This is a genomic window from Aeromonas sp. HMWF017, assembly GCF_003061465.1.
GTDB lineage: Bacteria > Pseudomonadota > Gammaproteobacteria > Enterobacterales > Aeromonadaceae > Aeromonas > Aeromonas veronii.
This window is the reverse complement of record NZ_QAJD01000056.1, coordinates 17,819-31,677: the sequence shown is the minus strand read 5'-3', so window position 1 is coordinate 31,677 and position 13,859 is coordinate 17,819. Positions and strand designations below refer to the sequence as shown.

The 13,859-nt window shown below is 58.0% G+C and carries 11 protein-coding genes and 1 tRNA gene; 5 read left to right on the top strand and 7 right to left on the bottom strand.

Annotated features, from left to right (window positions below):
- Positions 1 to 101: 101 nt before the first annotated feature.
- Complete coding sequence (gene fadR / locus DBR30_RS04800) at positions 102 to 815, bottom strand: fatty acid metabolism transcriptional regulator FadR (protein WP_026034983.1); 714 nt, start codon at positions 813 to 815, stop codon at positions 102 to 104.
- 333 nt (positions 816 to 1,148) lie between these two features.
- Here fadR and nhaB point away from each other — a divergent pair, with 333 nt between their 5' ends.
- Together nhaB and dsbB are read left to right on the top strand one after the other, a co-directional pair.
- On the top strand, positions 1,149 to 2,729 hold the full coding sequence (nhaB, locus tag DBR30_RS04795; RefSeq protein WP_108542549.1) for a Na(+)/H(+) antiporter NhaB: 1,581 nt from the start codon (positions 1,149 to 1,151) through the stop codon (positions 2,727 to 2,729).
- Between the two features lie 98 nt (positions 2,730 to 2,827).
- A complete protein-coding gene (dsbB, locus tag DBR30_RS04790; RefSeq protein WP_005336895.1) occupies positions 2,828 to 3,349 on the top strand; it encodes a disulfide bond formation protein DsbB in 522 nt (173 codons plus the stop codon).
- A gap of 78 nt (positions 3,350 to 3,427) precedes the next feature.
- Here the strand turns inward: dsbB and DBR30_RS04785 are convergent, their stop codons facing one another.
- The 3 genes from DBR30_RS04785 to uvrB form a co-directional block, all read right to left on the bottom strand.
- Positions 3,428 to 4,075 (bottom strand): DedA family protein, encoded by a 648-nt coding sequence (locus tag DBR30_RS04785; RefSeq protein ID WP_108542550.1) that lies wholly within the window; start codon positions 4,073 to 4,075, stop codon positions 3,428 to 3,430.
- 178 nt (positions 4,076 to 4,253) lie between these two features.
- The gene (locus tag DBR30_RS04780) at positions 4,254 to 4,511 is read right to left on the bottom strand and encodes a YkvA family protein (RefSeq protein WP_108542551.1); all 258 of its coding nucleotides are present in this window, start codon (positions 4,509 to 4,511) and stop codon (positions 4,254 to 4,256) included.
- Positions 4,508 to 6,520, bottom strand: a complete 2,013-nt coding sequence (gene uvrB, locus DBR30_RS04775) for an excinuclease ABC subunit UvrB (RefSeq protein ID WP_108542552.1) — start codon at positions 6,518 to 6,520, stop codon at positions 4,508 to 4,510. The genes DBR30_RS04780 and uvrB overlap by 4 nt, the downstream gene beginning before the upstream one ends.
- 133 nt (positions 6,521 to 6,653) lie before the next feature.
- Between uvrB and DBR30_RS04770 the strand changes: the two genes are divergently transcribed.
- Positions 6,654 to 6,729, top strand: a tRNA-Asn gene (locus DBR30_RS04770).
- Positions 6,730 to 7,200: 471 nt separating this feature from the next.
- Here the strand turns inward: DBR30_RS04770 and DBR30_RS21165 are convergent.
- Complete coding sequence (locus DBR30_RS21165) at positions 7,201 to 7,365, bottom strand: hypothetical protein (protein WP_162519568.1); 165 nt, start codon at positions 7,363 to 7,365, stop codon at positions 7,201 to 7,203.
- Positions 7,366 to 7,502: 137 nt separating this feature from the next.
- Here DBR30_RS21165 and DBR30_RS04760 point away from each other — a divergent pair, with 137 nt between their 5' ends.
- Positions 7,503 to 9,188, top strand: a complete 1,686-nt coding sequence (locus tag DBR30_RS04760) for an aspartate:alanine antiporter (RefSeq protein WP_005336899.1) — start codon at positions 7,503 to 7,505, stop codon at positions 9,186 to 9,188.
- A 332-nt stretch (positions 9,189 to 9,520) separates the two neighbouring features.
- On the opposite strand, the gene fabB is transcribed toward DBR30_RS04760, so the two are convergent.
- Positions 9,521 to 10,732 (bottom strand): beta-ketoacyl-ACP synthase I, encoded by a 1,212-nt coding sequence (gene fabB / locus DBR30_RS04755; RefSeq protein WP_005336905.1) that lies wholly within the window; start codon positions 10,730 to 10,732, stop codon positions 9,521 to 9,523.
- 90 nt (positions 10,733 to 10,822) lie between these two features.
- Between fabB and mnmC the strand changes: the two genes are divergently transcribed.
- Positions 10,823 to 12,841, top strand: a complete 2,019-nt coding sequence (gene mnmC / locus DBR30_RS04750) for a bifunctional tRNA (5-methylaminomethyl-2-thiouridine)(34)-methyltransferase MnmD/FAD-dependent 5-carboxymethylaminomethyl-2-thiouridine(34) oxidoreductase MnmC (protein ID WP_181363487.1) — start codon at positions 10,823 to 10,825, stop codon at positions 12,839 to 12,841.
- A gap of 95 nt (positions 12,842 to 12,936) precedes the next feature.
- On the opposite strand, the gene DBR30_RS04745 is transcribed toward mnmC, so the two are convergent.
- Positions 12,937 to 13,533, bottom strand: coding sequence for a DUF922 domain-containing protein (locus DBR30_RS04745; protein ID WP_108542386.1), 597 nt, complete (start codon positions 13,531 to 13,533; stop codon positions 12,937 to 12,939).
- Between the last annotated feature and the right edge of the window lie 326 nt (positions 13,534 to 13,859).

Below are 13,859 nucleotides of genomic sequence, written 5' to 3'. Positions count from 1 at the left end.
CAGTTCAAGCAATTACCACCGCCAATCAAGGATAGACACAAACACGACAGAATAAAAAAACGCGCCGGATGGCGCGTTTCTTGGACAGCACAGGCAAGGGATCAGTTATCGCACAGATCGCTTGGCATGTCCTGACGCAGGCGGGTCCAGAGCTTGCCGGACTCGATACCGTACTGACGCACCGTCATGAACACCGCTTCGTGGTTCTTGGTCTCCGCCAGATTGAGCAGAGTCTTGTAGTAGGCATCTGCGGTCTCGCGAGCCTGCTTGTCGGAGAAGTAGTAGCTGCCGACTCTGCTATACAACCCTTTGAAACCGTTCAGGATCAAAGCATAGATCGGATTGCCGGAAGCAAACGCCAGCTGGTGGTGCAGGCGATAATCGAACTCGGCATAAGCCTGGGCGTTGTTCTCGACCCCATCGGCGCCACGCAGGATCTCGGCGGCCTGCTCCGGATTGTGACGGATCGCCCCGCGGATAAAGATGGTGCAGATGTGGGTACGGGCGGAGAGCAGCTGAGCTATCAGATCAGGTACCTTGTCCTGATCCAGACGAGCCAACGTCTCCAGAATATTGAGGCCGGAGGTTTCCCAGAAATTGTTCACCTTGGTCGGCTTGCCATGCTGTATGGTCAACCAGCCATCACGGGCCAGTCGCTGCAGCACTTCGCGCAAGGTCGTCCGCGTCACCCCGATCAACTCGGATAATTCACGCTCGGCGGGCAGAATAGATCCGGGAGGAAAGCGATTGTTCCAGATGGACTCGATGATGTATTCCTCGGCAAACCCAGCTGGGCTCTGCGCTTTTATAACCATGAATTGACTCTGTTGTAATGCGTAAAAAGGCTGACGAATGATATCAAAGCGATGATGGCTGGCAAGCATAAGGTCAGTCCTCTGCTCACATATGGCAAATATAGTGTTGGGAATATGTATCTAATCGCCACGAGGGAGCCAGCCAACCCCGGCAAGGTGGTTATAAAACAGACACATGGGCAGAGATCCATCGGCTATCATTTATAATCGTCACGCTTTTTGATTAAAATCACGAGGAATCAGACAGATAAAGGCCAACATCCGGAGGCACAGGTCGAATCATCCTTGACTGCATAGAAGCAGATCCTAACAACAAAGTTGAGACCCATTATCATGCCAATAAGCCTAGGGCAGGCATTCGCCAAGAACTTCTTGGGCAATGCACCACAGTGGTATAAAAGCGCCATCTTGCTATTTCTGGTGATCAATCCGATTGCCTTCCACCTTGATCCTTTCATTGCGGGCTGGTTACTGGTTGTTGAGTTTATCTTCACCTTGGCCATGGCCCTCAAATGCTACCCCCTGCAACCGGGTGGTCTGCTCGCGATCGAAGCCGTGCTGATTGGCATGACCTCCGCCGATCAGGTCAAACACGAGCTGGTCGCCAATATCGAAGTGCTGCTGCTGCTGGTGTTCATGGTGGCAGGCATCTATTTCATGAAGCAGCTGCTGCTCTATGTCTTCACCAAGCTGCTGATCGGCGTACGCTCCAAGATCCTGCTCTCCCTCTCCTTCTGTCTGGTCTCCGCCTTCCTGTCAGCTTTTCTCGATGCCCTGACCGTGATTGCCGTGGTGATCAGCGTCGCCACCGGCTTTTATGCCATTTATCACAAGGTCTCGTCCGGCAAGGAGTTTGGTCACAACCATGACCATACCGATGATAAGGAAGTCGCCGAGCTCAATCGCCAGGATCTCGACGATTTTCGCGCCTTCCTGCGCAGCCTGATGATGCATGCCGCCATCGGCACCGCGCTGGGTGGTGTCTGCACCCTGGTGGGTGAGCCGCAAAACCTCATCATCGGCGAGCAAGCCAGCTGGAACTTCGCCGAATTTGCCATTCGCATGTCCCCCGTCACCGTCCCCGTCTTTATCTGCGGTCTGCTGACCTGCGTGCTGGTGGAACAGTTCCGCTGGTTTGGCTATGGCGCCCGCCTGCCGGACACGGTGCGTGCCATCATGGAGGAGTACAACCGCTACGAAGAGGCAAAACGCAGCCCACAAGACAAGGCCAAGCTGATCGTTCAGGCATTGATTGCGGTCTGGCTGATCGTCGGTCTGGCCATGCACCTGGCAGCCGTTGGTCTGATTGGCCTCTCGGTCATCGTGCTGGCCACCTCCCTGACCGGGATCACCGAGGAGCACTCGCTGGGTAAAGCCTTCCAGGAGGCACTCCCCTTCACCGCCCTGCTGGCGGTCTTCTTCAGCGTGGTCGCCGTCATCATCGATCAGCAGCTGTTCAAGCCGGTGATCCAGCTGGTACTGGCTGCCAAGCCGGAGAACCAGCTGGCCCTCTTCTATCTGGCCAACGGGGTGCTCTCCATGGTCAGTGACAACGTCTTTGTCGGGACTGTCTACATCAACGAAGTCAAGACTGCCCTGCTCAATGGCGCCATTGACCGCGCCCAGTTCGATCTGCTGGCGGTAGCCATCAACACAGGTACCAACCTGCCATCGGTCGCCACCCCCAATGGTCAGGCCGCCTTCCTGTTTATGCTCACCTCGGCATTGGCGCCGCTGCTGCGCCTCTCCTATGGCCGCATGGTCTGGATGGCGCTACCCTACACCCTGGTGCTGGGGCTGATCGGCTTTTTCTCTGTCGAATTGCTGCTTGGCCCTGCCACCGAGTGGTTCTATCAGCATGGATGGCTGGTGATGGAGAGTGCGCTGCCAGCGGTACAGCCGGCGCTGCATTAATCCATTGCGATGGTTTCCGAGGGCCCTTTCAGGGCCCTTTTCTTTTCTGCCCCGCTCTGCTCTAATTCAGCCACTGTTTTTTCTGAGAGATCAATTAGATGATCGAGTTTCTCCGCCGTATCGCCGCCCATCGGCTGGCCTGGGGTCTGTTGGCAGCATCAGCCCTGTTCCTCGAGTTGTGCGCCCTCTTCTTCCAGCATGTGCTGGGCCTCTCCCCGTGCGTGATGTGTGTTTACGAACGGTTGGCGACCCTGGGTGTGCTGGCCGCCGGTTTGCTCGGCATGGTGGCGCCGGATAAGTGGTATGTTCGCTGGAGTGCCATGTTGCTGTGGGGTTACAGTGCCTTCCGCGGCTTCCAGCTGGCCCTCAAGCATGTGGACTATCAGGTTAACCCCTCCCCGTTCAACGTCTGCAGCCCGTTTGCCGACTTCCCGAGCTGGGCTCCGCTCGATCAGTGGCTCCCCTGGCTCTTTATGCCGGAAGGGGATTGTGCCCAGATCACCTGGCAGTTCTTCGGTTACTCCATGCCCCAGTGGCTGGTTGTCATCTTCGCCGCTTACCTGTTGGTCTTCACCGTAGTGGCCATCGGCAATCTGGTGAAAGGGCGTTGCTGCAACTGAGTGTCATGCCCGCGTGGAGATAAAAAGGGGGAGCCATGATGGCTCCCCCTTTCTCGTTCTGGTTGACCGTATTTCTGGTTACGCCCTAGCAGTGCTCATCTTGGCCTTGACCGCGCCAATCACCATGGGCAACAGGGAGATACCGATGATGCCGAAGATCAGCAGGGTAAAGTTGTGACGCACCACCGGCAGATTGCCAAAGAAGTGGCCGGCATAGACAAAGGAGAGTACCCACAGCAGGCCGCCAACCAGGTTGAACACCAGGAAGCGCGGATAGGTCATGGCCCCCATCCCTGCAACGAACGGCGCAAAGGTACGCACGATGGGCAGAAAGCGGGTGATGATGATGGTCTTGCCGCCATGCTTGGCATAGAAGGCGTGGGTCTTCTCCAGATAATCCCGGCGGAAGATTTTGGAGTCCGGGTTGCGGAACAGCTGCTCGCCGAAGAAGTGACCAATGGTGTAGTTGACCACGTTGCCCAGCACGGCAGCGATGATCAGTACGGCCGCCAGGGTATGGACGTCCAGCACGCTGCCCACGGTAAGCGCACCGGCGGCAAACAGCAGGGAGTCACCCGGCAGGAACGGCGTCACTACCAACCCGGTTTCACAGAAGATGATCAGAAACAGGATGGCGTAAACCCAGACACCATAGTTCTCGAACAGCTCTTTCAAATGCACGTCAACGTGCAGGATAAAGTCGATTGCAAAGAGGATCAGATCCATTTTTTCCATACCCATAAAGTGAACGGCGTGGAGTCTACGCCAATGCCATCCGGGCGACAATCACCGGGGCAGCCTCTTTTTTGTCCCGCAGCGCCCACCTTCAAATGAAACCGTTTTTCCGCTTCTTTCGAAGGTGGGGGCACAAAGAGAGATGCCGAGCGTGGAGTTGAAAGGGGAACTAGGAGGCCTGTTCCAGATCGCTGCGCACTGCGGGGGGAAGACAACGCTCCCAGCCCCATAGCAACACCAGCAGCAGGGTCACATCATCGAACCATCCCAGCAAGGGCACCACGTCAGGGATAAGATCCACCGGACTGATGCCATAGAGCAGGATAAGGATCACCAATCCCCTCGCCCACCAGGGGGTAGCGGGATGGCGAAAGCCCTGATAGAGACGACGCAATCGTTGCCAAATCAGCCAGCGTTTACGGCTCATGATTCGATCAACTCGCTGCGCAGCCGCTGGATCTGATCCCGCAGTGCAGCCGCCTGTTCGAACTCCAGATCCCGGGCATGTTGGAACATCTGCTCCTCCATCCGCTTGATCTCTTTGGCAATCTCGCTGGCAGAGCGGACATGGTACTCCCCTTGCGGCTCGGCTGCCTTGCGCATCCCCTTGCCTGGTTTGCCTGCCGTGCGGCTGCCCCCCATGTCCATCACATCGCCAATGGACTTGTTGAGCCCCTTGGGGGTGATGCCATGCTTGAGGTTATGGGCATGCTGCACGGCGCGGCGCCGCTCGGTCTCCTCAATGGCCACCTTCATCGAGTTGGTGATGGTATCGCCGTAGAGAATGACCTTGCCGTTGAGGTTACGCGCCGCCCGGCCGATGGTCTGGATCAGCGAGCGGGTCGAGCGCAGGAAGCCCTCTTTATCTGCATCCAGAATCGCCACCAGCGACACCTCCGGCATGTCGAGACCTTCCCGCAGCAGGTTGATGCCCACCAGCACATCGAACTTGCCAAGGCGCAGATCGCGAATGATCTCCACCCGCTCGACCGTATCGATATCGGAGTGGAGGTAGCGCACCTTGACGTCGTGCTCCGCCAGATACTCGGTCAAGTCTTCCGCCATCCGCTTGGTCAGGGTTGTGACCAGCACTCGCTCTTCCACCGCGACCCGCTTGCGGATCTCGGAAAGCAGATCGTCCACCTGCGTGGTCACCGGACGCACCTCGATCTCCGGATCGAGCAGGCCGGTTGGGCGCACCACCTGCTGCACTACATCGCCGCCGGACTTCTCCAGCTCGTAGGGGCCGGGAGTCGCCGAGACAAAAACCGTCTGCGGCATCAGCGCTTCAAATTCGTCAAACTTGAGTGGCCGGTTGTCCAGCGCTGAGGGGAGCCGGAAGCCGTACTCCACCAGAGTCTCCTTGCGGGATCTGTCCCCTTTGAACATGGCGCCGATCTGCGGCACCGTGACGTGGGACTCGTCGATGATGAGCAGGCCATCCCCCGGCAGGTAGTCAAACAGGGTGGGCGGCGGCTCCCCCGGCGCACGGCCGGAAAGGTAGCGGCTGTAGTTCTCGATGCCGGAGCAGTAACCCAGCTCCTGCATCATCTCCATGTCAAACTGGGTGCGCTGGCTGATGCGCTGCTCTTCCACCAGCTTGTTGAGGGACAACAGCTGCTCGCGGCGGCTGCGCAGCTCCTCCTTGATATGCTCGATAGCCCCCAGAATGGTCTCGCGCGGGGTAGCGTAGTGGGTCTTGGGGTAGATGGTGTAGCGCACTACCGTCTGCTCGATAGCGCCGGTCAGAGGATCGAACTGGGAGAGCCGCTCCACCTCCTCGTCAAACAGCTCCACCCTCAGCGCCAGCTTGTCCGATTCGGCCGGGTAGATGTCGATCACTTCACCGCGCACCCGGAAGGTACCGCGTTGAAACGCCATGTCGTTGCGGGTGTACTGCAGCTCGGCGAGGCGACGCAGGATATCCCGCTGGTTAATCACATCCCCCACTTTGAGATGCAGCATCATGCTCAGATAAGCTTGGGGATCCCCCAGACCATAGATGGCCGACACCGAAGCGACGATCACCACGTCGCGCCGCTCCAGCAGCGCCTTGGTGGCCGACAATCGCATCTGCTCGATGTGATCGTTGATGGAGGCATCCTTCTCTATAAAGGTGTCGGTGGTCGGCACATAGGCTTCGGGCTGGTAGTAGTCGTAGTAGGAGACGAAATACTCCACCGCATTGTCGGGGAAGAACTCCTTCATCTCGCCATAGAGCTGGGCGGCCAGAGTCTTGTTGGGTGCCAATATCATGGTCGGGCGGTTCAGGGTGGCGATGACATTGGCCATGGTGAAGGTCTTGCCCGAACCGGTCACCCCGAGCAGAGTCTGATGAGCCAGCCCCGACTCGATGCCATCCAGCAGTTGGGCAATCGCCGTGGGCTGATCCCCGGCGGGTTGAAACTGGCTGGCTAACTTGAACAATTTGCTCATGAACACTCCCGACACAAAACAGCAGAGGAGCAGTGTAACCGAGGGTTTGGCAGCGGTACACCCGTGCCATCATCCCGCGAATGGCTTGACCACCTCGGACACCTTCTGTATGATGCTCCTCCTTGCCTGATGTTCCCCCGTAGTTCAGTCGGTAGAACGGCGGACTGTTAATCCGTATGTCACTGGTTCAAGTCCAGTCGGGGGAGCCAATTCTTCACCATCTCGGTGCAAGTTATCCACTTTAGTGCCCTCTCCTGCCAATTTTAATGCACAAGATCCTTCTTGCTGCTGACGATCCCTTTTGTTACCCGTTCCTGCTCGACAGAGTTTTCTCCTGTCGCATCTAACTATTTGATTTTTATACAAACATTTTTCTTCCGGTATTTTTTGAACAGCCCTTGCATCCCAGTGCTGGCGCGGCTTTCAGGGCGATGAACAAGTTTCATAAACAGGGTTATCCACAGATTCTGTGGGTAAGTGCAGCAAGCCCTGTCAGGACGCGGGATTGCCCTTGATGGCCCCCGGCGAAGAGTCATTTTGCTGGCCAACCTGATTTTATGCTGTTTTTTTGCTCCCTCCGGAACCACCTAGTGACAGGCTCTATTGGCACTTTTCAGAAGCATCTTTTTGCCAACCCATGCCCCGTGGGCGAACGGGTAAATATCAAGCTGATTTGCCCCTCAGCCAACCATGGTGGCCATCGGTTGAATCTGCTGAAACTGATCCCCGCCAAGCGGCCGGACAGCAGAATCTAAAATATCGGCCTGCGCCAGAGCACTTCGGTCGCGGGCAGCAGATTTCACTAATTGACAACGACGGTTACAGCAAAAATAGCCAGATTTCATCCGCTTGTCTCCCTATCACGCCGCCGGCTCCACAAATAGCGTCCGATAACGTCCGATTAATCGCTCCCTTGCGCTTCTTTATTGGGGATAGATCCGGCACAATATCGACCCCACTTTTTTCCTCGGTTTTTCCGGGCATGACCATAGATTTCGTGACACTGCTACATCAAAGCGACTCCCTGCTGCTGTTCGTGGTATTGGCCTTCGGCCTGCTGCTTGGCAAGGTGCGAATTGGCAACTTTCAGATTGGCAACACCATAGGTGTGCTGTTTACCGCCCTGCTGTTCGGCCAGATGGGCTTCGAATTTGCGGCCACCACTGAAAACGTCGGCTTTATGCTGTTCATCTTCTGTGTGGGGATCGAGGCAGGCCCTCACTTCTTCAGCGTCTTCCTGCGCGACGGCATCCACTACATCACCCTGACCCTGGTGATCTTGCTGACCGCCCTGCTGCTGACGGTGGGGCTGGCCAAGTTCTTCAATCTGGGGCCGGGCATGGCGGCGGGGATCCTGGCGGGTTCCCTCACCTCGACTCCAGCGCTGGTGGGTGCCCAGGATGCCTTGCGCAGTGGTCTGCTCAACCTGCCCCATCAAACTGATATGCAGGCGGTGCTGGACAATATGGGCATCGGCTACGCCCTGACCTATCTGGTGGGTCTGGTGGGCCTGATGCTGGTGGTGCGCTACCTCCCCTCGCTGGCACGCCTCGACCTCAATACCGAGGCACAAAAAATCGCCCGCGAGCGGGGGCTCTCCGACAGCGAGAGTCGCAAGACCTATCTGCCCATCATCCGCGCCTATCGGGTTGGCCCCGAGCTGGCAGCTTGGATCGGTGGCCGTACCCTGCGGGAGACCGGCATCTATCCCCATACCGGCTGCTATGTGGAGCGGATCCGCCGCAACGGCATTCTGGCCAGTCCCGATGGCGATGCCGTCATTCAGGAAGGGGATGAGATCGCCCTGGTGGGTTATCCCGAGAGCCACGAAAAGCTGGACGTCAACTACCGCAACGGTAAAGAGGTGTTTGATCGCAACCTGCTTGACCTGCAGATCGTCACCGAAGAGATAGTGGTAAAGAATGACTCCGTGGTAGGCCGCCATCTGGTGGAGCTCAACCTCACCGAGAAAGGGTGCTTCCTCAACCGGGTAGTGCGCTCCCAGATCGAGATGCCGTTCGATCGCAACATCATGCTGCAAAAAGGCGACGTACTGCAGATCAGCGGCGAGAAGCAGCGGGTCAAACTGCTGGCCAACAAGATCGGCTTTATCAGCATCCACAGCCAGACCACAGATCTGGTGGCTTTCACCACCTTCTTCGTACTCGGCCTGCTGATCGGCTCCGTTTCGCTGGTGTTCGGTCAGATCGAATTCGGTCTCGGCAACGCCGTCGGCCTGCTGCTGGCGGGCATTCTGATGGGTTACCTGCGGGCCAACCACCCGACGGTCGGCTATGTGCCGCCCGGCGCGCTCAGATTGGCCAAGGATCTCGGTCTGGCGGTCTTTATGGTGAGCACGGGCCTGAAAGCCGGTGGCGGCATCCTCGACCACCTCAGCGAGGTAGGTACGGTAGTGCTCTTCTCCGGCATGCTGGTGACCACCTTGCCGGTGCTGGTCGGCTATCTGTTCGGGGTCTGGGTGCTCAAGATGAACCCGGCGCTGCTGCTCGGTGCCATCACAGGTGCCCGTACTTGTGCCCCGGCGATGGATGTGGTCAACGAGGCAGCCAACAGCTCCATTCCGGCGCTCGGATATGCCGGTACCTATGCGGTGGCCAACGTGATGCTGACCCTGGCGGGCTCCTTTATCATCGGCTTCTGGTTTTAGCCAACAGCCATCACATTACCGCTAACAAAGAAGGGAGCCTCAGGCTCCCTTCTTGCTATCTACTCCGCTATAGAGATGTAGAGCAGCCTTATGGGGGTGATAACATGCCCCCACCATCTGCACTAAACTCTGCCACCAACCCACTCTTCCTATTATTCCACAATGGCCGATGCTCTGCTCTGCTCTGCTCTGCTCTGCTCTGCTCTGCTCTGCTCTGCTCTGCTCTGCTCTGCTCTGCTCTGCTCTGCTCTGCTCTGCTCTGCAATGAGTGATGGCAGATCACGGAAACAAAAAAAGCGCCCTGAGGCGCTTTTTTCATATCAACCGGATGATCATGCTTTGAACTTGCTGAACACCAGGGAGGCGTTGGTACCGCCAAAGCCGAAGCTGTTGGACATGACGGTGTTGAGTTCGGCCGCTTCGTACTCACGCACGATGGGCAGACCTTCAGCCTTCTCGTCCAGGGTCTCGATGTTGATACTGGGAGCGATAAAGCCGTGTTCCATCATCAGCAGGGAGTAGACAGCCTCGTGCACGCCGGCGGCGCCCAGCGCATGGCCGGTCATCGCCTTGGTGGCAGAGATCTTGGGACCGTTGGCGCCAAACAGGGTCTGGATAGCTTCCAGCTCTTTGGTATCACCCACCGGGGTGGAGGTGCCGTGGGTGTTGATATAATCAACCTTGCCCACACCCTGCATCGCCATCTTCATGCAACGCACCGCGCCTTCACCGCTCGGCGCGACCATGTCATAGCCATCGGAGGTAGCACCGTAACCGGTCAGCTCGGCATAGATATGAGCACCACGAGCCAGCGCATGTTCCAGCTCTTCGATCACCAGAATGCCGCCGCCACCGGAGATAACGAAACCGTCGCGGTTCGCATCATAGGTACGGGACGCTTTTTCCGGGGTGTCGTTGTACTTGGTGGAGAGGGCGCCCATGGCGTCAAACTGGATGGTAGAGGACCAGTCCAGCTCTTCACCGCCACCGGCGAAGACCACATCCTGTTTGCCAAGCTGGATCAGCTCAAGCGCGTGACCGATGCAGTGAGCAGAGGTGGCGCAGGCGGAGCTGATGGAGTAGTTGACACCCTTGATCTGGAACGGGGTCGCCAAGCAAGCAGAGGTGGTGGAGGACATGGTGCGCGGCACCATGTAAGGGCCCACACGCTTGACCCCTTTCTCACGGGCGATGTCCACAGATTCCGAGGTGTTCTTGCCGGAGGCACCGCCTGAACCGACCACCAGGCCGGTACGCTCGTTGGAGACCTGATCTTCCGCCAGACCGGCATCTTCAATGGCCTGCTGCATGGAGAGGTAGGCGTAGGCCGCAGCATCGCCCATGAAACGCATGACTTTACGGTCGATCAGTTCAGACGGATCGAGTTTGATGTTACCCCAGACACGGCTGCGCAGGTTGTGCTGCTCGAACTGCTCGGAATAGGTGATGCCGGATTTACCTGCTTTCAGGGAGGCCAGCACTTCTTCCTTGTTGTTGCCGATACTGGAGATGACGCCGATACCGGTGATCACTGCTCTTCTCATTAATTCATCTCGTCTGGAAAAACTGGCGCCAAGTCTACCCGCTTTCGGCTGCCAAACTGGTCTGCTTTCACGTAGAATGCCCGCGATTTTGTGACGCGAGCCGAGGAAAACGTGAGTCAAACATCCTTACATCATGCCCGATTGGACTGGAATGAAGCGGGAACTCCTGTCTCCAGTGACTTCGGGGATGTGTACTTTTCCAATGATAACGGTCTAAGTGAAACCCGCTACGTCTTTTTACAGCAAAACCGGCTACCTGCGCGATTTTCGCACCACGATAGTGACAGTTTCGTGATAGGTGAAACAGGTTTCGGCACAGGCCTTAACTTTCTGGCGACAATGCAAGCCTTCCTGGAACAGGCGCCTCAATCCGGCAACGGCTCCCGTCTGCACTTCATCAGTTTCGAGAAATACCCCCTGACCCAAGACGATCTGCGCAAGGCGTTGGCCGCCTGGCCTGAACTTGGCCACTTGAGTCAGGATCTTGTCGCCCAATGGCCGCTGCCGGTCTCCGGTTGCCACCGCCTGCATTTTGCGGGTGGCCGCATTCGCCTCGATCTCTGGTTTGGCGACATCAAGGATATGCTGCCGCAGGTGCCTCACCGGGCAAAGGGGCTGGTGGATGCCTGGTATCTGGATGGTTTCTCCCCGGCCAAGAACCCGGAGATGTGGACACAGGAGCTGTTTGATGGTCTCGCTCGCCTCGCCCGTCCCGATTGCTCCATTGCTACCTTTACCTGTGCCGGTTTTGTCCGTCGCGGCCTGATTGCCGCCGGTTTTGCCATGAAGAAGGTGAAGGGCCACGGTAGCAAGCGGGAAATGCTGGTGGGGGATCGCACCGACAAGCAGCCGCAGCAGACCATCGCCCCCTGGTATGCCCGTCCTGCCGGACGCACTGGCGAGGTGGTGATCATCGGCGGCGGCATCGCCTCGGCCATGACGGCGCTCTCTCTGGTGGAGCGGGGTCGCAAGGTGACATTGCTGTGTACAGATGGCGAACCGGCCACCGGCGCCTCGGGCAATCGTCAGGGGGCGCTCTATCCCCTGCTCAACGGCGAGCACGATGCCCTGTCACGCTTCTATTCGCTCGCCTTTGGCTATGCCCGCCAACGGCTGCTGGCGTTGGCCGAACGCCACCCTATCGCTTTCGAATTATGCGGAGTGACCCAGCTCGGTTATGACGACAAATCGGCAGCCAAGTTGGCGAAAATGAACCAGGGCCCCTTCCCGTCCGAGCTGATGCATCCCCTCTCTACAGCAGAGGTAGAGCAGGTGGTTGGCGTGCCCTGTGGCCACAGCGGCGTCAGTTACCCACAGGGGGGCTGGCTCTGTCCGGCCGATCTCACCCGAGCCGCCCTGAAAGAGGCGCAAGCCAGCGGCCTGCTGGAGGTCGTGTTCAACACCGAGGTGGTCGCTATTACTGAACTGGCCGATGGCTGGCAAGTAGAGAGCCAGGATGGCCGCCACTGGCAGGCCCCCAATCTGGTGGTCGCCGCCGGACACCAGTTGCCAGCACTGCTCCCCTTTGCCGAGCTGCCGCTCTATCCGGTGCGCGGTCAGGTGAGTCATGTGCCAACCTCAGCCAGCTTGAGTCAGCTCAACACGGTGCTCTGCTACGATGGCTACCTCACACCTATGCACAACGATCAACACTGTATTGGTGCCAGCTATGGCCGTAACCAGAGCAGCCTTGAGTTTCGTGCCGAGGAGCAAATCCAGAATCAGGTGCGGTTGCAAGCCTGCCTGCCGGAGCAAACCTGGCCCGCCGAGGTGGATGTGAGTGGCAATGAGGCGCGCGTAGGCGTGCGTTGCGCCAGCCGGGATCACCTGCCGGTGGTGGGGCCAGTGGCCAGATTGCAAGGTCTGGCTGATCACTATGCGCAGCTGCAGCATGATCAACACAACGCCCAGCCGCTCCCCCTTCACCCCGGCCTCTATGTGCTGGGGGCGCTCGGCTCGCGGGGCCTCTGCTCGGCGCCGCTCTGTGGTGAGCTGCTCGCCAGCGAGATCTGCGGCGATCCCCTGCCGCTGGCCGCCGATCTGCTGGAAGTGCTCCACCCTGCCCGTTACTGGGTACGCAAGCTGCTCAAAGGCAAAGCGCTGGTCTGAACCGGACTCTGCAAGCAAATAGAATGGCCGCCCATCGGGCGGCCATTCTATTTATCAAATCGTGCGATGCTGGATATTGCGTCTTGAGATAGCGCTCACTTGGGCCAGTGCACCCCGAGCTGTTCGCCGTAACCTGTCTGACGCTGGAATCCGTCGAGCCGTCCCTTGATCTTGTTCAGCTCGCCACTGCCTGCTGCCCATGCGGCATAGCGCAGCGCCTGGCAATCTGCATGGCCCGGTAACGCCGCAATGGCGCCACCCACCTGATTGGCCCCCTGCAGCACCATCTCCTTGAAGCGGGATTCGTAGTCAAACATGCTGGAGAGCAGCCGCCCCCAGCGCTGGCGGGCAGGATCGTTACTGTTCGCGCTCTGACGCCAGCGGGGCAGCAACACGGTGGCGTTGGTGGTCACCGTCACCCGGTTGAGCTGGCAGCGCCCCGGCAACTGCTCGGTATCCAGCTGCCAGTCCACCTGATAACTCGCCTTGCCGAGCACGGGCTTGCCATTCACCTTGGGAGCACTCTGGGCAATCGCCCGAGCAAGCTGCTCCGGACTGGTTGCATTGACCTCATAAAAACGGACATTGATGCGGGACTCTGGCACCACTTGCAGCCGGCTCGGCTGAGCCTGACTCATCAGGGGCAACAGCAACAACCCGACCCCCACTACTCCATAAACCTTGCTGACCATGCCAGACTACCTTCCTTGATTGCACGGGCGGAGTACCAACCTTGGTGAACCCCACCGCCACACAGATGACGGGTATAGCCTATGTGTGACGACGAGGCGGCGCAATACAATGATGGGCCCAGAAATCAGAGCACGCTCACAGGTTGCGTGAGCAGAGTATGGCACAAGGCCAAAACTGTATTTTTATTGAGCATGACGGCTGATGCGCTGCCAGTCGAGGTGATAGTTTTTCACATTGATGTCATGACCATCTATCTGAATAAAATGATCATTTTTAAGGCGGTTGGCAAAAAAGTCCTGATCTGCCCCCTCATTGAGCCACAACT